Genomic DNA, 18,452 nt, shown 5'->3' with positions numbered 1-18,452 from the left:
GAACTCATCAGTTTTTGACTGGAGCTGCGATGACCAAATCCGAGCTGATCAACCGTCTGGCTGAGCGTTATTCCCAGCTGGTGGCAAAGGATGCGGAGTTCGCTGTCAAGACCATCCTCGATGCGATGACCAACGCCCTGGCGACCGGGCAGCGCATCGAGATCCGTGGTTTCGGCAGCTTCTCGCTGAACAGCCGTCCCCCGCGCATCGGACGCAATCCGAAGTCCGGCGACAAGGTGATGGTGCCCGAAAAACGGGTGCCGCACTTCAAGCCGGGCAAGCAGTTGCGCGAGCGGGTGGATGCGATGGTCGGGCAACCGATCATCAACGATTGAGTCGCCCTGCAGTCCCGAGAAACGGCATCCGCGAGGATGCCGTTTTTTTTCGCCTCTCTCCGATTGCCCATCGGGCCCACGCCCGGTGTTATTTTGAAATATCATGGCGAATATGCGACACTTCGCCCTCACATCATTCTCCAGCGGAACCTGCTGATGAAATTCGTCTCGACCATCGTCGGAATCGTCCTGTTCATCCTGTTCTTCGGCTTTGCCCTGAAGAACACCCAGGAAGTCGATCTGCATTTCTTCCTGCAATATGAATTGCGCGGCCCGCTGGTGCTGATGCTGCTGGCCTTCTTCGTGGCCGGCGCCGCCTTCGGCATCCTGGCCCTGGCCCCGACCGTGTTCCGCCAGCGCCGCGAGAAGTGGCTGAACAAGATCACCATCCAGTCCCTGCAAAGCGCCGCCGGCACCGGCAATGCGGCGCCGACGCCGGACAGCGTGACTCCGCCGCCTGCACCGCGTCCCTGAACAATAAGAAAACTAGAATCCATGGAATTTGAACTCTGGATGCTGCTTGGCATCCCATTCTTTTTTGGCCTAGGCTGGCTCGCTGCCCGGGTCGACATCAATGAACTGGTCTCCGAATCGCGTACCTTGCCGCGTGGTTATTTCAAGGGCCTCAACCACCTGCTGAACGACCAGCCCGATAAAGCCATCGATTCCTTCATCGAGATCGTCAAGCTCGATCCCGAATCGGCCGACATGCACTTTGCCCTCGGCAACCTGTTCCGCCGCCGCGGCGAGACCGAGCGCGCGATCCGGGTGCACCAGAACCTGCTGGCGCGGCCCGACCTGCCGCTCGATGAGAAGGCGCATGCGCAGTACGAGCTCGGCATCGATTACCTGAAGGCCGGCCTGCTGGACCGCGCCGAGGAAACCTTCAACCAGCTGGTCGATACCTCGTATGCGGTCAAGGCGCGCCGTTCGCTGCTCGAGATCTACCAGCGCGAGAAGGAGTGGAAACGCGCGATCGCGGCCGCCGAAGGCCTGCAGGATTCGGGCGCCGGATCGCGCCAGAAGGAAATCGCCCAGTTCTATTGTGAACTGGCCCAGGATGCGCTGGTGCACACGGCGTCCGGCGACGCCATGCAATTGCTCGACAAGGCACTGGAAGCCGACCGCCACAGCGTGCGCGCCACCATCCTGCGCGGCGACGCGCAGCTGGCCCAGGGCGACGTCGAAGAGGCATTGAAGACCTGGCGCCGCGTCGAGCAGCAGAGCGTGCCGCACGTGGCCCTGGTGGCCGCGCGCCTGATGGATGGCTACCGCAAGGTGGGCCGCCCGCAGGAAGGCGTCAACCTGCTCAAGTCCTACCTGGCCGAAGCGTCGTCGATCGACCTGATCGAGGTCGTGTTCAAGGCCGTCATCGAGCTCGATGGCGTGCAGGCGGCCAAGGAACTGGTGGTCGAAGAGCTGCGCCGCAATCCAACCTTGCTGGGCCTGGATAAACTGCTGGAAGCGCGCCTGATGGATGCGCCGGCGAATATCTGGGAAGAGCTGTCGATGGTCAAGAACCTGGTGCAGCGCTATACGCAGAAACTGGCGCGCTACCAGTGCAGCCACTGCGGCTTCAAGGCGCGCCAGTTCTACTGGCACTGCCCGGGGTGCAACCGCTGGGATTCCTATCCGCCGCGCCGCACCGAAGAACTGAATGTGATGAACTGAGCACGATGAACAACCCGACTCCGAGCCGCCTGCTGGCAGCCGACGATTTCCGCCGGGAGGCGGCCCCGCAACTGTCTTCCGTGCGCCTGCTGGTGGTGGGCGACGTCATGCTCGACCGCTACTGGTTCGGCGACGTCTCGCGCATCTCGCCCGAGGCGCCGGTGCCGGTGGTGCGCATCCAGAAGCGTGAAGAGCGCCTGGGCGGCGCCGCCAACGTGGCGCGCAATGCCGCCGCCCTTGGCGCCCACACAGGCCTCCTGGGCGTGGCCGGCGCCGACGAGGCGGGCGACCAGATGGAACAATTGCTGCAGGACGGAGGCATCCACAGCTACCTCAAGCGCGACGAGTCGATTTCGACCATCATCAAGCTGCGCGTGATCGGCCGCCAGCAGCAGATGGTGCGCATCGACTTCGAGGATGCGCCGACCGAGAACGTCCTGCGCGACAAGCTCACCCAGTTCAAGGCGCTGCTGCCGGACTACGACGTCATCATCCTGTCCGACTACAACAAGGGTTCCCTGGTCAATGTGGCCGAGATGATTGCGCTGGCGCGCGCTGCCGGCAAGATCGTGCTGGTCGATCCGAAGGGCGACGATTTCACGCCGTACCGGGGCGCGAGCATCCTGACCCCGAACCGCTCCGAGCTGCAGCAAGTGGTGGGTGGCTGGAAGACCGAAGAACAATTGCTCGAGAAAGCGCAGAAGCTGCGCGAGGAGCTGGGCCTGGATGCGCTGCTGCTGACCCGTTCCGAAGAGGGCATGAGCCTGTTCACGCGGGACGAGGTGCTGCACGTGCATGCCGATGCGCGCGAAGTGTTCGACGTCTCGGGCGCGGGCGACACCGTGATCGCCACGCTCGCCACCATGCTCGGCGCCAAGGCGCCGCTGGCCGAGGCCCTGGTGACGGCCAACCGCGCCGGCGGCATCGTGGTCGGCAAGCTGGGCACGGCGACCGTGACGCGCGAGGAGTTGTTTTCCGCCTGACGCTTGATCGCGCTCAGTCCCCGGACCCCAACAATAGCCGGGGTCATCCGTCTAAGTGAACACCGGCGGCGTCCCGCCGCCGGGAGCATTCACTTACGGAGAACGTTCAATGATCAAGAATCTGATGCTGGCGGCCGCCGCGCTGGTCGCCTCGGCCGGCTTCGCCTTCGCCCAGGTAGACGTCAACAAGGCCGACGCCGCGGCGCTCGATGGCGTGAAGGGTGTGGGACCGAGCATGTCCAAGACCATCCTGGACGAACGCGCCAAGGGCGAGTTCAAGGACTGGGCCGACCTGCAGGGGCGCGTCAAAGGGCTGGGCGATAAAAAGGCCGCCAAGCTGTCCGAGGCCGGCCTGGTGGTCAACGGCAAGGGCAAGGAAGGCGCCGTCGCCAAGCCTGCCGCGAAAGACGCCAGGCCGAACCAGACGGCCGACGCGAAGGCGGGAGCCAAGGCCACGACATGATCGCTTGATGACATGTATTGACTGACATTCCCACGGCCGCGTGGCAAGATGTGCAAGCTCATCTGTTACAGCTTGCACATCAATACCAGAAAGGACACCATGCCTCACGCCCGTGTTTCCACCGCCTTGCTGGCGGCCCTGCTGGCCGCTTCGGCAAGCGCGCATGCAGCCACCCCGGCAGCCACCCCGGCGCAGCCGAACATCACCGCCCAGCAAGCCCAAATCAACAAGATCCTCGGCGAAATTTCTCAGAAGCGGATCGAAAGCCATATCCGCAAGCTGGTGAGCTTCGGCACGCGCCACACGATGTCGGAAACCGCATCCGAGACGCGCGGCATCGGCGCCGCGCGCCGCTGGATCAAGGCCGAGCTGGAGCGCTGCGGCGCCGGCACCCCGCTGCAGGTAGCCTTCGACAGCCACGTGGCCCCCGTATCGGCGCGCATCTCGAAGCCGACCGAGATCGTCAACGTGGTCGCGACCCTGCCGGGCACGCAGGCCGCCTCGAAGGACCGCATGTACGTGGTCAGCGGCCATTACGACTCGCGCGCCTCGGACGTGATGGACGCAACGTCGGATGCGCCGGGCGCCAACGACGACGCCTCGGGCACCGCCGCGATCATGGAACTGGCGTGCGTGATGGCCAGGTACAAGTTCGACGCCACGCTCGTGTTCATGGCCGTCGCGGCCGAGGAGCAGGGGCTGATCGGCGCGCGCCACTGGGCGACCCAGGCGCGCGAAAAAGGCTGGAACGTGGCCGGCATGTTCACCAACGACATCATCGGCAGCTCGCGCGGCGACGACGGCAAGGTCGACGATCGATCGGTGCGCCTGTTCGCCCAGAGCATCCCGGCGACCAAGGAAATGAGCGAGGCCGTGCGCCAGCTGGTGGCCACCGGCGGCGAGAACGATTCGATCTCGCGCCAGCTCGCGCGCCACACCAAGGAGCAGGGCGAGCGCTACGTGAAGGGCTTCAAGGTCAGCGTCATCCAGCGTCACGACCGCTACCTGCGCGGCGGCGACCACATGCCGTTCCTGGAGCAGGGCTATGCCGCGCTGCGCTTCACCGAGCCGGCCGAGAACTTCGACCACCAGCACCAGGACCTGCGCACCGAAAACGGCAAGGTGTATGGCGACACGATCGACCATGTGGACTTCCGCTACGTTGCCAACGTGACCAAGGTGAATGGCGCCGCCATGGCCTCGCTGGCGCTGGCGCCATCCGCACCGCAGGAAGTCAAGCTGCGCACCGCGGGTCTCACCAACGATTCGACCCTGGTGTGGAAGGCCAATGCCGAGCCAGACCTGGCCGGCTACCGCCTCGTGTGGCGCGACACGACCAGCGCGAATTGGGAAAATTCGAAGTGGGTCGGCAATGTGACGGAAGCGACCGTCGACCTGTCGAAGGACAATGTGTTCTTCGGCGTGCAGGCGGTCGACAAGGATGGCAACGTCAGCCCGGCCACGTATCCCTTGCCGCTGCGCTGAACCAGCGTACGTCCTGCCTGTATATTGACGGGGCGGGCATCGGTGGACGGTTCCACCGATGCCCGCCCCGACGCCGTCTTGCTTCTCGGATTAGAATGGCGCTTTGGTATCGCAAGGAATAGAGAAAGCAATGGCTTACAAGACCATCGAAGCCACGATCGGCAATACGCCGCTCGTGCAGCTGCAGCGCCTGCCTGGCGCCGACATCGCGGCCCGCAACAATATCATCCTGGGCAAGCTGGAAGGCAATAACCCGGCAGGCTCGGTGAAGGACCGCGCCGCCATGTCGATGCTGCGCGGCGCCGAACTGCGAGGCCAGATCAAGCCGGGCGACACGCTGATCGAAGCCACCAGCGGCAATACCGGCATCGCGCTGGCGATGGCGGCGGCGATCCTCGGCTACAAGATGATCCTCCTGATGCCCGACAACCTGTCGGTCGAGCGCCGCCAGAGCATGGCCGCGTATGGCGCGCAAATCATCCTGACGCCGAAGTCGGGCGGCATGGAATACGCGCGCGACATGGCCGAGCAGATGCAGAAGGATGGCCAGGGCATCATCCTCGACCAGTTCGCCAACTGCGACAATCCACGCGCGCACTACGAGACCACCGGCCCCGAAATCTGGCGCGACACCGAAGGCCGCATCACGCACTTCGTCAGCGCCATGGGCACCACCGGCACCATCATGGGCGTGTCGCGCTACCTGAAGGAACAGAACGAGGCCATCCGCATCGTCGGCGCTCAGCCCGAGGAAGGCTCGTCGATCCCTGGCATCCGCAAATGGCCCGAAGCCTACCTGCCGAAGATCTACGAAGCGGCGCGCGTCGACCAGGTCGAGAGCGTGAACCAGGCGTCCGCCGAACAGATGGCGCGCCGGCTGGCGGCCGAAGAAGGCATCTTCTGCGGCATCTCGGCTGCCGGCGCCTGCGAAGTGGCGCTGCGCATCGCCCAGACCGTGGAAAACGCGACCATCGTGTTCGTGGTGTGCGACCGCGGCGACCGTTACCTGTCCACTGGCGTCTTTCCGGCCTGATTGTCGTCGGACAAACCGTCCGATCCGCGCAACGGTCTTACTTGATTCAGAGTAAGTACTGTTACACTCGGACCATTCGTCCGTCGTCGCGCCGTTCTCCGGCAACGACGGTCTATCCATGAATGGTCCGACATGTTCACTTTGCAACCCGCCGAGCTTCCCGATCCTGGGCGGCGCACGGTCCTGGTCATCGATGATCAGACGATCAATATCCGCGCGATCTACCAGACCCTCGCATCCGACTATGAAGTGTTGATGGCGACGGGCGGAGAGGCCGGTCTCGCGGCCTGCCGCCAGCACCAGCCCGACCTGGTGTTGCTCGACCTGGTCATGCCCGGCATGAGCGGGCTCGAGGTGGCTGCCCGTCTCAAGGCGGACCCTCTCACGCGCGGTATCCCCTTGCTGTTCGTCACCGCCAGCACCGATGTCGACGAGGAATCGCGATGCTGGGAAGCCGGCGCCGTCGATTTTGTCACCAAGCCGTTCAACCCCATGACGCTGCGGCGCCGTGTCGGGGTCCACCTGGCGCTCAAGCTGCAGGCCGAGACCCTGCAGAAGATGGCCTATGTCGATGGACTGACCGAGATCCCCAACCGGCGTTACTTCAACGAACGCGTTGCCGCCGAGCTGGCGCGCGCGCGGCGCGACGGCACCGGGCTGGTGCTGATGCTGGCCGATGTCGATTTCTTCAAGCGCTACAACGACCACTACGGGCATCAGGCCGGCGACGCCTGCCTGCGCCAGGTCGCCGGGGCGTTCACCCGTATCCTCCAGCGGCCAGCGGATTTTGCGGCGCGCTATGGTGGCGAGGAATTCGCACTGCTCGCGCCTGGCGCCGGATATGCGGCGGCGCAAGTGTTGTCGGCCGGGTTGCGCCGCGAAATGCATGCGCTGGCGCTGCCGCATGCCCGTTCCGATGCCGCGCGGTGCGTCACGCTCAGCGTTGGCGCGGTCTGGACCGACCAGGCGCGCGATGTGGATGTCGACAGCCTGCTGCGGCTGGCCGACCAGCAGCTCTACCGGGCCAAGGAAGCGGGACGCGACCGCGCCTGCATCGCGTCGGCGGCATGAGCGCGCGCATGCGCTACCTGCCGGCGTTGCTGATCGCCGGCGCCGGCGCTGCGCTGAGCCTGAGCGCCGCTCACTACCAGGAGCGCGAGAACCACCAGGTGCTGCAGCAGCGGCTCGAACGCATCCTGGGCAAGGCCGCCGACGGGATCGCCGAGCGGATCCAGAATTATCGCAATGTGTTGCGCGGCCTGCGCGGCATGCTGCTGGTGGCCGGGGCGGACGCGGTGACGCAGGAACAGGTCGCGCGCTACCTCGCCAATATCGATGTCGTACACGAGTTTCCCGGCGCGCGCGGCTTCGGCTACGTGCGCCGGGTGTCCGAGGCCGACGAAGCGGCCTACGTGGCGCGCCAGCGCCGTGTCCACGCGGGGTTTGCCATTCGCCAGTTCGCCCCGACCTCGGGCGACCGCTTCGTGATCCAGCTGATCGAACCGATCGACGGCAATACCGTGGCGCTCGGCCTGGACCTCGCATCCGAGCCCAACCGGCGGCGCGCCGCGCTGGCCGCGATGCGCAGTGGCAGCGCCCAGCTGACCGCGCCGATCAAGCTGGTGCAGCCTGGCGCCACCGCCGAACCGGCTTTTCTGCTCCTGCTGCCGGTCTACGACCTGGGCGTGATCCCGGCGCCAGCCGAGCGCGCGACCCACCTGACCGGCTGGACCTATACGCCCCTGCTGGTGCGCAGCTTCGTCGATGGCATGATCGACCCAAGCGAAGCGGTCACGCTCGGCCTGGAGGATGTCACGGATGGCCGCGCCGAATCCCTGCTGTCTGCGGCCGCCGCGTCGGTCATGCTGCAGACCGACTCCGAGATCACCGTGTTCGGCCGCCGATGGCGGCTGAGCCTGAGCGCGGGCGAGCAGTTCGTAGCACAGCAGGGCCTGCCCAAACCGTCGACGACCCTCGGCATCGGGCTGGCCGCCAGCGCGACGCTGGCGGCGCTGGCATTGCTGGCCGCCGCCGGTCGCCGCCGCAGCCACGAGGTGCGGGTCGGACAGGCCAAGCTGGCCGCCATCGTCGACAGCGCGATCGACGCCATCATCAGCAAGGATTTGAGCGGACGCATCACCAGCTGGAACCGGGGCGCCGAGACCTTGTTCGGCCACACGGCGCAGGAAGCGATTGGCCGCACCGCCGCCGAACTGCTGGTGCCGGCCGAGCGGATGGACGAGGAAAACGGGATCCTGTCGATGCTCGCCGCCGGTGCGCCGGTGGCCGACCTGGAAACCGTACGCCGCCACAAGGACGGCCATCTGATCGACGTCTGGCTTTCGATCTCGCCGGTGCGCGGCGCCGGCGGGAAGGTGGACGCGCTGGCGGTCACGGTGCGCGACATCACCGAGCGCAAGGCGGCCGAGGAACGCGTGCGCGCCGCCAATGCGCGCCTGGAAGACACGGTGGTCAGCCGCACCGCCGAACTCAGCCAGCTCAATGCGCTGCTCGGCTCGGTGCTCGACGCGGCCACCGGGGTGGCGATCATCGCCACCTCCGGCGACGGCGTTATCACCCTGTTCAACCGCGGCGCCGAGCTCATGCTCGGACACCGGGCCGAGGACATGATCGGCCTGGCAACGCCGCAGCTGTTCCACGATCGTGAAGAGCTGGCGGCGCGCATCGCCGAGGTCGCGGCGGCCGAGGGACGCGCGGTGGACGGTTTCACCGCCCTCGTCATCCAGGCCCAGCGCGAGGGCGCGGAGACGCGCGAATGGACCTTCGTGCGGCGCGACGGCGGGCGCATCGCGGTGTCGCTGATCGTGAGCGCCATCTGCGATGCCGAAGGACGGATCGGCGGCTACCTGGGCGTGGCGGTCGACATCACGGCGCGCCAGGAGCTGGTCGCCTCGCTCAACCGGGCGAGGGAACAGGCCGACAAGGCGAGCGAGGCCAAGTCCAGCTTCCTGGCCAATATGAGCCACGAGATCCGTACCCCGCTCAACGCCGTGCTGGGCATGCTGGAGCTACTGCACCTGACCGCGCTTGACTCGCGCCAGCACGACTATGCCAGCAAGGCCGAGATGGCGGCGCGGACCTTGCTGCAATTGCTCAATGATGTGCTCGACTTTTCGAAGATCGAGGCTGGTAAGCTCATCCTTGACCCGCATCCGTTCGAACTCGATGGACTCATGCGTGATCTGGCCACGGTCTTGTCGGGCAACCAGGGAGACAAGCTGGTCGAGACCTTGTTCGACATCGATCCGCGGCTGCCTGCCTGGCTGGTGGGCGACCGGATGCGCCTGCAGCAGATCCTGATCAACCTGGCCGGCAACGCGCTCAAGTTCACCGAGCGCGGCAGCGTCACTGTCAGCGTGGAACTGCTGGGGCGGGAAGAGGCTGGCGCACGCATTCGCTTTGGGGTGCGCGACACCGGCATCGGGATCACTCCCGAGCAACGCGAGCAGATCTTCCAGGGCTTTACCCAGGCCGAGGCATCGATCTCACGCCGTTTCGGCGGAACCGGACTTGGCCTGGTCATCTCGCGGCGTCTGCTGGCGCAGATGGGGGCCACGCTCGAGCTCGACAGCACGCCGGGCGTGGGCAGTGATTTCTGGTTCGAACTGGTGCTGAAAGAAGAGGAACAGCGTCCACCAGCCACGCCGTGCGCGAGCCTGCGCGTGCTGGTGGTGGATGACCACCCGGCTGCGGGAGAAGCGCTGCTGCGCATGGTGCTTGGCATGGGATGGGAGGGCACGCTGGCCGGCGGCGGCGCCGAGGCGCTGGCGCTGGTGCGCGGCGCGGCAGCGCCCTATGATGTGGTGCTGCTCGACTGGAGGATGCCGGCGCCGGATGGGCTCGAGACCGCCCACGCCATCCGCCTTGGCGGTGGACAGCCCCCATCGTGCTGATGGTCACGGCCGCCGGCAGCGAGATGCTCCTGGCCGACTACGACGGCAACCTGGCGGCGCCGTTTGCGGGCGTGCTGACCAAGCCGGTCACGCCGCGCTTGATCGAGGAGGCTGTGCTGCGCGCGCGCAGTGCGGCGCCAGAGACCATGCGTGCGCCACGCCCGCAGCGGCTGGCTGGCATGCGCATCCTGCTGGTCGAGGACAATGCCCTGAACCGCCAGGTGGCGGGCGAACTGCTCGAGAGCGAGGGGGCCGCGGTCGTCATGGCCCACGACGGCAGCCAGGGGCTGGACTACCTGTCGAGCTGCGAGGCCTTGCCCGACGCCGTATTGATGGACATGCAGATGCCGGTCATGGATGGCATCGAAGCGACGCGCCGGATCCGCAGCCGGCTCGGCGGCGCGCTACCCATCATTGCGATGACCGCAAATGCAGGCGCTGCGGACCGGCAACGCTGCATCGAGGCTGGCATGAATGAGCACCTGGGCAAGCCGATTGACCTGGAAGCGCTGGTCCACGCCTTGCGTCCGGCAGGGCTGCAGGTGCAGGGCGGGACGGACGGGGAGGCGACGCTGACGTTGCGCAGCACAAACGCGGACGCGATGCAGGGCGTGCTGGCGCGCTTCGGCGGCGATGTCGCGATCTATCTGCGCAGCCTGGACGCTTTCCTGCCGGAGGCCGAGGTGCTGATGGAGCAGGCCCGCGCGGCGCTGGCGCGCGCCGACCTGGTCGCCGCCGCCGCGGCCTTGCACGGTTTGAAAGGCGCGGCGGGGACGGTTGGCGCGCGTGACCTGACCGACGCATTGACCGCCGCCGAGCGTGCGTCCAGGGCGGGCGCCGACGCGAGCGAGCTGCTTCGCCTGCTCGACGAGAATGGTCAGTGCACAAATGAACGGCTGCGCGCGGCGTGTGCCGGACTGCGCCAGGCCGCGCTGCCCTACATGGCAGCACCGCGTCAGGAGCAGGGCGGTACGACAGTGGTGGATATGTCTCAGCTAGATGATTTACTGGCCACTGGAAACATGCGCGCGCTTGCGCTGGCCGAGCAGCTGATGGCGCAGGCAACACCCGGGTCACGGCTGGCGCTGTTCGCCAGTCAGGTGCGTGATTTCGATTTCGCATCGGCGCGTATCACGCTCGCCACATTAAGGCAGACGGGCATGCGCGGCGCTGACGGCAGCGAATCCGCGCCGGCGGAATGACTGGCGGCCAGATGAGAAGGCGCTGTCATCGTTATCTGTTGATGACCTTGAATGCGATACGCAGCAATTGCTCGATGGAAGTGACCCTCCCACCATCGATCGCCCAATGCCAGCCAAGATCTAACGGGTACAGCGCCAATGAAAAGGCCGCCTGGATTGCAGGCGGCCTTGTTGAATCAGTCGCTGTGACTGCGTAGACCGTACAGTCGGCATGTCGCCGACGTTATCCGGTCGTCCGCCAATGCGGCGGCTCATACACCCGCGCGGGCGTATGCACTACTCATCAGGCGGCGCGCCACGCGCCGTCCAGTCTGTCAGCCTCGAGGTCGGCGCGCCAGCTGGCGCGCCCACGACGACTCAGTCCTTCGAAGCAGGGACCGCGCCTTCCTTTGGCTTGAACTGCTTGTCGCTGATGCGGAACTTCGCACGGCGATCGCCCATCAGGTAGCGCAGGTCGCGGATCGACAGGTCGCTCACTTCGTGCATGCGGATCAGCAGCGAGGCGCCAACCGGCAGGCGGTGGTGGCGAATCTTCGAGATCACCGGCGGCGCGACTTCGAGTGCGCGCGACAGTGCTGCATCGTTCTTCAGGCGCAGGTTCTCGATCAGGGTATCGAGCAGGCGGTTCGGGTTGTACTGAAGCAGCTCATCGCCTTCCGAATCGCTGTTCATATCAATGCCGACTTGGTTAGTCATGATTCAAATTCCTATCTGGGGTTGAAACGGAGTCGCTGGCGGCGTTCGATTCCGAAAGTTTAATTTCGTAATTTTCTATTCAATTGTACAACTATTTTTATTCCGATACTCATGAGCAAGTAGGAATCATTTTTCTCAAGTTGGATTTTGTTGTCTAAATGCAACAATAGCCGCAATGCAATTCTCTCATAAAGTCACTAGAGAAATATATTGTTTTTTATTTAATGACTAGTGTACGAACATCCAGCACTTGATGCCGCACGGTACGATATTTGCTGACGAAGTGGAAAGAAACTGGGGGGTATGTTGCCAACACTGCTATTTTTGTCACGGACGCAACAATGTTGTCGGCGGATACCCCTGGGGGGTATGTAGGACGATGCCTACGCGAAACAGAAGGGGAAAACGGGAAACCTGTTACAAAGGATTACAAAGTTTCCCGTTAGGAAAGACTCAAATGGGACGTGCTGCGCTCACGGCGCGACCCAGATCGACTACCGACATGGCATAAAAGTAACTGCGATTGTATTTAGTAATGGCATAGAAGTTATCGTTAGCCACCCAATATTCCGTTGCTTCGGCGCCATTCTGCAGGTCGATCAGGCCGTACAGGCGGTCGCCTGGCAGCGCGGTTCCGGTCACCACGCCCGCATCGCGCAGTTCCTGCGGGCGCAGCGTGGCCTCCAGGCCGCGCTCGATCAGCGGTTCCCAGGCGCGGGCCGGCGAGACGTCGGCCGCGAACACCGTCGGGCCGCGGTGCTCGGGATTCCAGCCATGCTGGACCAGGAAATTGGCCACGCTGCCGATCGCATCGGTGGCCGACCCGCGCAGGTCGACCCGGCCGTCGCTGTCGAAGTCGACCCCGTACTTGAGAATATTGCTCGGCATGAACTGCGGCATCCCGACCGCGCCGGCGAACGAGCCCAGCAGCGAGAATGGGTCGTAGCCGCGCTCGCGCGCCAGCACCAGGGTATTGGCCAGCTCCTCGCGGAAGAAGGCCTTGCGCGCGGCCTGGTTCGGCGCTTCCGGATAGGCGAAGGCGAGCGTGGTCAGGCTGTCCAGCACGCGGAACTTGCCGGTATCGCGGCCATAGATGGTCTCGATCCCGATGATGCCGACGATGATCTCGGCCGGCACGCCATAGGCCGCCTCGGCGCGCGCCAGGGCATCGGCGTTCTCGTTCCAGAAGCGCACGCCGGCGCGGATGCGGATCGGCTCGATGAAGCGCGCGCTGTAGGCTTGCCAGTTCTTCGGCTTGCCCGGCGGCGCCGGCTTGACCAGTTGCACGGCGCGGTCGATGAAACGGACCTGGCCGAACAGGGTATGCAGCGCCTCGCGGTCGAAACCGTGCTGCGTGACCATCTCTTCGATGAACTCGCGCACCGGCAGCCATTCGACGAAGTTGACGTGCTCGGGGTCTTGGTCTGCAGCGGCCGTCATGGCGGCTTGCGTTGCGGTGGTCTGGGGAGCGGCGAGGGCATCGCCATGCGCGCCGGCGGCAAGCGCGAGCGCGGAAAACAGGATTGCGATCGATTTCATCTGACTTGCGACAATAAGCTTTTCAAGGTGGCGATAAGCCGGGGATCGGTTGACGGAGGCGCGTAGCGCCAGGCGCTGTAACGACGCAGGAATTCCTGCGCCGCCGCGCGCGATGGCGGCGCCAGTTCGGCGGCGGCGACCCGCGCCGCGTAGGCGCTCGGTCCTTCGTGCTGCGCGCGCGCCAGGCCCAGCTGGCCGAGACGCTTGCACAGGGTCGAGTATAGAGCATCGACCGGGTGGATTTCGCGACGCCGGCGCAAAAAGACCAGGGAGGCGAGGCCCAGGGCAACAGACGTTAGCAGAGCGATAAAAGGCCAGCCGAACAGCTTGCGCTGCAAGTCGCGCACGACGGCGCGCTGGCGCTCCGGCGTATAGTTGAGTACCCACTGGTTCCAGCCATTGTTGACGGCGCCGACGGCGTTGCGCAGCTGGGCCAGCCACGCATTGGCGCCGCCCTGGAACGGATTCATGCCGCGCAGCGCCTCGATGCCGAACGGGGCCGGGCGCGGCACCGAGGCGTCCAGTCCGCGCCGCACGCGCTCGGGCGCCACCGCCGCGGTCGGGTCGACCCGCTGCCAGCCAATTCCCGCGATCCAGACTTCGGCCCAGGCATGGGCATCGGACTGGCGCACCGTCATGAAGCCGTCGAGCGGATTGATCTCGCCGCCCTGGTAGCCGGTCACCACGCGCGCCGGCACGCCGGCCGCACGCATCAGGAACACGAAGGCGCCCGAATAGTGTTCGCAAAAGCCCGAGCGGGTGCCGTACAGGAATTCGTCGACCGTGTCCCGGCCCAGCAGCGGCGGCGCCAGCGTGTACTCGAACGGCTGCTCGCGGAACTGCGCCAGCACGGCCTCGACTCTTTGCACCGGGTCGGGAAGTCGGCGCAGCGCGCGCCCGGCGGCCAGCGCGCGCTGGTTGAAGCCATACGGCAGCAGCAGCCAGCGGCGGGCGTCGTCCAGGCTCGGCCCGCCCTGGAAAACGAATTGCAGGTGCGAGCTGGCGCGATAGCGCACGCGGCTGGAGAGCGCATCGCTGGCGGTCAGCTCGAACTGCGGCGACAGGCGCAATGCATGGCCGGCCACCTGCGGCAGCTCGCCCGGCATCTCCAGCGTAAACACCCAGCGCGACTGCGAGGGTTCCAGCGTGACCTCGTAGTCGATCGGTTCGCCGTGCACCGCCAGGTGCAGGTCGCGGCCGGAGGCCTGGCTGGCGCCGCGCGACCAGGTCAGGCCGTCGAAGAAATCGAGCACCGGGCCGCGCCAGTAGAGCTGGGACTGCACCGGGGGCGGCGTCAGGAAGCGCACGCGGAAGGCGGGCTCCTCGGACAGGGCCAGGTTCAACATCTGGCCCGGCGCCATCGAGTCCGACAGGCCCGAACTCGGGCCGCCGCCAGCGCCCGGCATGGTCCACAGCGGGCCGTGGATGCGCGGGAAGACCACGAACAGCACGATCGCGATCGGCAGGGCGAAGGCCAGCGTGCGGCCGGCCATCGCCAGGCGGGTGCGCAGCGGCGGCACGCTGCCTGCGAACTGGAACGAAAGTTGAGTTGCCAGCAATAGCAGCACCGAGGCGATCGTCAGCAGGGCGGTGCCGATGCCCTGGGAATAGAAGAAGTTGGTCAGCACCAGGAAGAAGCACAGGAAGATCACGACGAACAGGTCGCGCCGCGCATGCATCTCGAGCATCTTGAAGGCGACCAGCAGCACCAGCATCGCCACCCCGGCATCCTTGCCGAGCAGCGTGTCGTAGCTGAACTGCACGCCGGCCATCGCTGCCACCGCCACCGGCAGCAGCACCAGGGCCGGCGGCATGCGCTTGCCGCGCAGGGTGATCGCGGCGCGCCAGGCCAGCGTGGCGCCGCACAGCAGCGAGACCCAGAGCGGCAGGTGCAGGGTATGCGGCGCCAGCACCAGCACCGCGCTGCCCAGCAGCAGCAGGGTGTCGGCCTTGTCGCGGGTGAGGGGCGTTGCCAGCAGCTTCATGCCGCGTCCCCATGGTCGTTCTTGAGCTCATGCAGCGCCAGCGCGCGCAGGCAGGCCGCCTGGTGGGCCGCGCCGAGGGCGGCGGGCAAGCGCAGCGCGCCCAGGCGGAAGGCATAGGGCAGGGCGCGGCTTTCCGCCTCCAGCACCCAGCGCGTCAGGCGCGACAGGCGCAGCTCGAGGTCGAGCGTGGACGGCAGGGCATCGAAGTCGAGCACCAGCTCGTCGCCGCCACCGCCCTCGAAATGCTTGGACAACAGGGCGCCGCCGATGCTGGGATCGAGCCGGGCGATCTGGCGCCAGGCCAGCTGGCGCGGCGAATCGCCGGCCTGGTAATTGCGCACGCCGGCGAAATCGTCGTGGCCGGCGGCGCGCAGGCTGCTGCCGCTGCCCCCGCCCAGCGGCAGGCTCGGCGCGCCGTCCTCGGGGCGCGGATAAACCAGGGCGCGCCCGGCGGGACGCCAGTAGCTCCAGGCGGTGAACAGGCCGAGCGGAAAGCGCGTCGACAGTTTTATCCGGGCCGGCGCCACCCAGCCGCGTTGCAGGGTCGGCACCGACAGGGTCAGGATCGCATGGGCGCCGGGCGCGATGTCGGCCACGTGGCGCGGTTCGGCCACGTCGGCAAGGTCGGCCCGGATGGCGTAGCGCGCCAGGCGCGTGCGGTTGAAGACCTGCAGCTCGAACTGGACTTCCTGGCCGGCGAACACGGGCGCAACGCGGCCCTGCTGCAGGGCCAGGTGCGCCAGGTTGCGGTAGGTGGCGACCATGTCCACCAGCGCGCATGAAAGCGCGAGAAAGGTCAGGCCGAAGCCCAGGCCCAGGGCATAATTGATCGAGCCGATCAACAGCACCGCCATCAGCACCGCGAAGCCCAGGCCGGCCCGGCTCGGCAAGATGAACACGCGGCGCTGCCTGAGCACCACCTCGCCGGCGTCCAGCTTGCCGGCGCGCGGCAGCCAGGCGCCGGTCGCGCGGCGCAACCGCCCCCGCAGCCCCTGCCGCCCCCGGACCGTCTGCTGCGCCTGCGCCATCAGACCGGAACCGCCTTCTGCAGCTGCAGCACCAGGTCGCGACTGGCCAGCGCGGTGCCGTGGGCGGCGCGCAGGGGACGCAGGCGGTGCGCGCAGACCGGCACCAGCACCGCCTGGATGTCTTCCGGGATCACGTGGTCGCGGCCTTCCAGCGCGGCCCAGGCGCGGCCGGCCTGGAGCAGGGCGATCGCGGCGCGCGGCGACAGGCCTTCGGCGAACAGGCCGTTCTGGCGCGAGGCCTGAGCCAGCGCCTGCACATAGGTGACCAGGTTGCCTGACGCGTGGATCTCGCGCAGCTGGCGCTGGGCCTGCGCCAGCTCCTCGGGCAGCATGGCCGGTTGAAGCGTTTTCAACATGTTCCGGCGGTCTTCGCCATTCAAGAGCGCGCGTTCGGCGGCGGCGTCCGGGTAGCCCAGGCTCAGGCACATCAGGAAGCGGTCGAGCTGCGATTCGGGCAGCGGGAACACGCCGACCTGGTTGGCCGGGTTCTGGGTCGCGATCACGAAGAAGGGCTCGGGCAGCGGCCGCGTGACGCCGTCGGCCGACACCTGGCGTTCTTCCATCGCCTCGAGCAGGCCCGACTGGGTCTTGGGCGTGGCGCGGTTGATCTCGTCGGCCAGCAGCACCTGGGTGAAGATGGGGCCGGGATGGAACACGAACTCGTTCTTGTCGCGCTCGTAGACCGAGATGCCGGCCACGTCGGCCGGCAGCAGGTCGCTGGTGAACTGGACCCGGTTGAAGCGCAGGCCGAGCGAGATCGCCAGCGCATGCGCCAGGGTGGTCTTGCCCACGCCCGGCAGGTCGTCCAGCAGCAGGTGGCCGCCGGCCAGCAGGCAGGTCAGGGCCAGGCGCACCTGCTGGTCCTTGCCGACCACGACTTCGTTGACCTGGCGTGCGACGGCGTGCAGTTTGTTGAACATGGATTTTCCGTGGGTTGGTCGATGCGTCGTTCGGTTGCGTCTGCGACGGGGGCCGCCGAGCAAGGCCGCGGCCTGCCGTGGTAGATTAGCGCCATTGGCAAGCTTCATGCCCTGGCAAGCGCCAGCCGTTCCAGGGGATTCTATGCGAGAACGGCGACACAGGGTGTGAATGGATGAGCATAGTCGGAGACGAGAGCACCATGAGTACAGCGATTTACAGCCACCCGGACTGCCTGCGGCATGAAATGGGCAGCTGGCACCCCGAATCCCCGGCCCGCCTGCAGGCGATCGACGACCAGCTGATCCTGGCCCGGCTGGACGGGCTGATCGAGCAGCGCAGCGCGCCGCTGGCCGAGGTCGAGCAGGTGCTCCGCAACCATACGCAGGGAGCGCTGGCGCTGGTGCGCGACCACGTGCCGGCCACGCCCGGCGACTACTACCCGCTCGACGGCGATACCTCGCTCTGTCATTACAGCTACCAGGCGGCGCTGCGCGCGGCCGGGGCCGCGGTGGCCGCCACCGATGACGTCATCAAGGGCAGCGTCTCGAACGCCTTCTGCTCGGTGCGCCCGCCCGGCCACCACGCCACGCCGACCGAGCCGATGGGGTTCTGCCTGTTCAACAACGTCGCGATCGCGGCCCGCCACGCCCTCGACGTCCACGGCCTGGAGCGGGTGGCCATCGTCGATTTCGACGTCCACCACGGCAACGGCACCGCCGACGCCTTCCGCGACGAGCCGCGCGTATTGATGGCCAGCTTCTTCCAGCATCCCTTCTATCCCTACAGCGAGGTCGAGCCGGTCACGGCCAACCGCATCAATGTACCGGTGCCCGCGCGCTGCGACGGCGACGCGGTGCGCAAGCTGGTGCGGGAACACTGGCTGCCGGCCCTGCACGCCTTCCAGCCGCAGATGATCTTCATCTCGGCCGGCTTCGACGGCCACCGCGACGACGACATGGGCGGCATCGGCCTGGTGGAGGCCGACTATGCCTGGATCACGCGCCAGATCATGGCGGTGGCGAAGGAGCACGCCGGCGGGCGCGTCGTGAGTTGCCTGGAAGGCGGCTACGACCTGTCGGCGCTGGGGCGCAGCGTGGTGGCGCACCTGAAGGTGATGGCCGACCTCGAGTAGGGCGTCGGCGCCGGTTCACGGAACTCAGCGGCTTTTGCGCGTACTAACCCTGGACCGGCCTTCGT

16 protein-coding genes are annotated in these 18,452 nt (G+C 66.5%); 11 read left to right on the top strand and 5 right to left on the bottom strand.

Features of this window, described 5'->3' with window-relative positions; translation table 11 throughout:
• Positions 1-29 precede the first annotated feature (29 nt).
• The 10 genes from DIR46_RS06140 (at position 30) to DIR46_RS06095 (ending at position 11,086) form a co-directional block, all read left to right on the top strand.
• A complete protein-coding gene (locus DIR46_RS06140; protein ID WP_005668997.1) occupies positions 30-335 on the top strand; it encodes an integration host factor subunit beta in 306 nt (101 codons plus the stop codon).
• 156 nt (positions 336-491) lie between these two features.
• Complete coding sequence (locus DIR46_RS06135) at positions 492-809, top strand: LapA family protein (protein ID WP_071359980.1); 318 nt, start codon at positions 492-494, stop codon at positions 807-809.
• A gap of 21 nt (positions 810-830) precedes the next feature.
• The gene (lapB, locus tag DIR46_RS06130; protein WP_109344442.1) at positions 831-2,006 is read left to right on the top strand and encodes a lipopolysaccharide assembly protein LapB; all 1,176 of its coding nucleotides are present in this window, start codon (positions 831-833) and stop codon (positions 2,004-2,006) included.
• Between the two features lie 5 nt (positions 2,007-2,011).
• Positions 2,012-2,989, top strand: coding sequence for a D-glycero-beta-D-manno-heptose-7-phosphate kinase (gene rfaE1, locus DIR46_RS06125; protein ID WP_109344441.1), 978 nt, complete (start codon positions 2,012-2,014; stop codon positions 2,987-2,989).
• A 109-nt stretch (positions 2,990-3,098) separates the two neighbouring features.
• Positions 3,099-3,452, top strand: a complete 354-nt coding sequence (locus DIR46_RS06120; RefSeq protein WP_109344440.1) for a ComEA family DNA-binding protein — start codon at positions 3,099-3,101, stop codon at positions 3,450-3,452.
• A gap of 99 nt (positions 3,453-3,551) precedes the next feature.
• Complete coding sequence (locus DIR46_RS06115) at positions 3,552-4,937, top strand: M20/M25/M40 family metallo-hydrolase (RefSeq protein ID WP_205289083.1); 1,386 nt, start codon at positions 3,552-3,554, stop codon at positions 4,935-4,937.
• 130 nt (positions 4,938-5,067) lie between these two features.
• Positions 5,068-5,970, top strand: a complete 903-nt coding sequence (gene cysM / locus DIR46_RS06110; RefSeq protein ID WP_109344438.1) for a cysteine synthase CysM — start codon at positions 5,068-5,070, stop codon at positions 5,968-5,970.
• 132 nt (positions 5,971-6,102) lie between these two features.
• Positions 6,103-7,041, top strand: a complete 939-nt coding sequence (locus DIR46_RS06105) for a diguanylate cyclase domain-containing protein (protein WP_109344437.1) — start codon at positions 6,103-6,105, stop codon at positions 7,039-7,041.
• The gene (locus DIR46_RS06100; protein WP_109344436.1) at positions 7,038-9,884 is read left to right on the top strand and encodes a CHASE domain-containing protein; all 2,847 of its coding nucleotides are present in this window, start codon (positions 7,038-7,040) and stop codon (positions 9,882-9,884) included. The genes DIR46_RS06105 and DIR46_RS06100 overlap by 4 nt, the downstream gene beginning before the upstream one ends.
• Entirely contained in the window at positions 9,884-11,086 is a 1,203-nt protein-coding gene (locus DIR46_RS06095; protein ID WP_229446608.1) for a response regulator, read from the top strand. The genes DIR46_RS06100 and DIR46_RS06095 overlap by 1 nt, the downstream gene beginning before the upstream one ends.
• 357 nt (positions 11,087-11,443) lie before the next feature.
• Here the strand turns inward: DIR46_RS06095 and DIR46_RS06090 are convergent, their stop codons facing one another.
• From DIR46_RS06090 to DIR46_RS06070, 5 genes are all read right to left on the bottom strand, one after another.
• The gene (locus DIR46_RS06090) at positions 11,444-11,782 is read right to left on the bottom strand and encodes a hypothetical protein (RefSeq protein ID WP_109344434.1); all 339 of its coding nucleotides are present in this window, start codon (positions 11,780-11,782) and stop codon (positions 11,444-11,446) included.
• Positions 11,783-12,235: 453 nt separating this feature from the next.
• A complete protein-coding gene (mltB, locus tag DIR46_RS06085) occupies positions 12,236-13,321 on the bottom strand; it encodes a lytic murein transglycosylase B (RefSeq protein WP_109344433.1) in 1,086 nt (361 codons plus the stop codon).
• Positions 13,318-15,306, bottom strand: a complete 1,989-nt coding sequence (locus DIR46_RS06080) for a transglutaminase TgpA family protein (protein ID WP_109344432.1) — start codon at positions 15,304-15,306, stop codon at positions 13,318-13,320. The genes mltB and DIR46_RS06080 overlap by 4 nt, the downstream gene beginning before the upstream one ends.
• Positions 15,303-16,334 carry a DUF58 domain-containing protein gene (locus DIR46_RS06075; protein ID WP_109344431.1) on the bottom strand — a complete coding sequence of 344 codons (1,032 nt, stop codon included), beginning with the start codon at positions 16,332-16,334 and terminating at the stop codon, positions 15,303-15,305. Before DIR46_RS06075 ends, DIR46_RS06080 begins: the two co-directional genes overlap by 4 nt.
• Positions 16,334-17,254 (bottom strand): AAA family ATPase, encoded by a 921-nt coding sequence (locus DIR46_RS06070; protein ID WP_109344430.1) that lies wholly within the window; start codon positions 17,252-17,254, stop codon positions 16,334-16,336. Before DIR46_RS06070 ends, DIR46_RS06075 begins: the two co-directional genes overlap by 1 nt.
• Before the next feature lie 200 nt (positions 17,255-17,454).
• Here DIR46_RS06070 and DIR46_RS06065 point away from each other — a divergent pair, with 200 nt between their 5' ends.
• Positions 17,455-18,387, top strand: coding sequence for a histone deacetylase family protein (locus DIR46_RS06065; protein ID WP_109344429.1), 933 nt, complete (start codon positions 17,455-17,457; stop codon positions 18,385-18,387).
• Positions 18,388-18,452: the final 65 nt, after the last annotated feature.

The sequence above is a fragment of the Massilia oculi genome, assembly GCF_003143515.1.
GTDB classification, from domain to species: Bacteria; Pseudomonadota; Gammaproteobacteria; order Burkholderiales; family Burkholderiaceae_D; genus Telluria; species Telluria oculi.
Note: the sequence above shows the minus strand (reverse complement) of the source record. Positions and strands in the feature narration are given on the sequence as shown.

What these genes read in the sequence shown, in the direction of transcription:
- DIR46_RS06140 (WP_005668997.1), top strand. Translation starts at nt 30, where the DNA reads ATGACCAAATCCGAGCTGATCAACCGTCTGGCTGAGCGTTATTCCCAG.
- DIR46_RS06135 (WP_071359980.1), top strand. Translation starts at nt 492, where the DNA reads ATGAAATTCGTCTCGACCATCGTCGGAATCGTCCTGTTCATCCTGTTC.
- lapB (WP_109344442.1), top strand. Translation starts at nt 831, where the DNA reads ATGGAATTTGAACTCTGGATGCTGCTTGGCATCCCATTCTTTTTTGGC.
- rfaE1 (WP_109344441.1), top strand. Translation starts at nt 2,012, where the DNA reads ATGAACAACCCGACTCCGAGCCGCCTGCTGGCAGCCGACGATTTCCGC.
- DIR46_RS06120 (WP_109344440.1), top strand. Translation starts at nt 3,099, where the DNA reads ATGATCAAGAATCTGATGCTGGCGGCCGCCGCGCTGGTCGCCTCGGCC.
- DIR46_RS06115 (WP_205289083.1), top strand. Translation starts at nt 3,552, where the DNA reads ATGCCTCACGCCCGTGTTTCCACCGCCTTGCTGGCGGCCCTGCTGGCC.
- cysM (WP_109344438.1), top strand. Translation starts at nt 5,068, where the DNA reads ATGGCTTACAAGACCATCGAAGCCACGATCGGCAATACGCCGCTCGTG.
- DIR46_RS06105 (WP_109344437.1), top strand. Translation starts at nt 6,103, where the DNA reads ATGTTCACTTTGCAACCCGCCGAGCTTCCCGATCCTGGGCGGCGCACG.
- DIR46_RS06100 (WP_109344436.1), top strand. Translation starts at nt 7,038, where the DNA reads ATGAGCGCGCGCATGCGCTACCTGCCGGCGTTGCTGATCGCCGGCGCC.
- DIR46_RS06095 (WP_229446608.1), top strand. Translation starts at nt 9,884, where the DNA reads ATGGTCACGGCCGCCGGCAGCGAGATGCTCCTGGCCGACTACGACGGC.
- DIR46_RS06090 (WP_109344434.1), bottom strand. Translation starts at nt 11,782, where the DNA reads ATGACTAACCAAGTCGGCATTGATATGAACAGCGATTCGGAAGGCGAT.
- mltB (WP_109344433.1), bottom strand. Translation starts at nt 13,321, where the DNA reads ATGAAATCGATCGCAATCCTGTTTTCCGCGCTCGCGCTTGCCGCCGGC.
- DIR46_RS06080 (WP_109344432.1), bottom strand. Translation starts at nt 15,306, where the DNA reads ATGAAGCTGCTGGCAACGCCCCTCACCCGCGACAAGGCCGACACCCTG.
- DIR46_RS06075 (WP_109344431.1), bottom strand. Translation starts at nt 16,334, where the DNA reads ATGGCGCAGGCGCAGCAGACGGTCCGGGGGCGGCAGGGGCTGCGGGGG.
- DIR46_RS06070 (WP_109344430.1), bottom strand. Translation starts at nt 17,254, where the DNA reads ATGTTCAACAAACTGCACGCCGTCGCACGCCAGGTCAACGAAGTCGTG.
- DIR46_RS06065 (WP_109344429.1), top strand. Translation starts at nt 17,455, where the DNA reads ATGAGTACAGCGATTTACAGCCACCCGGACTGCCTGCGGCATGAAATG.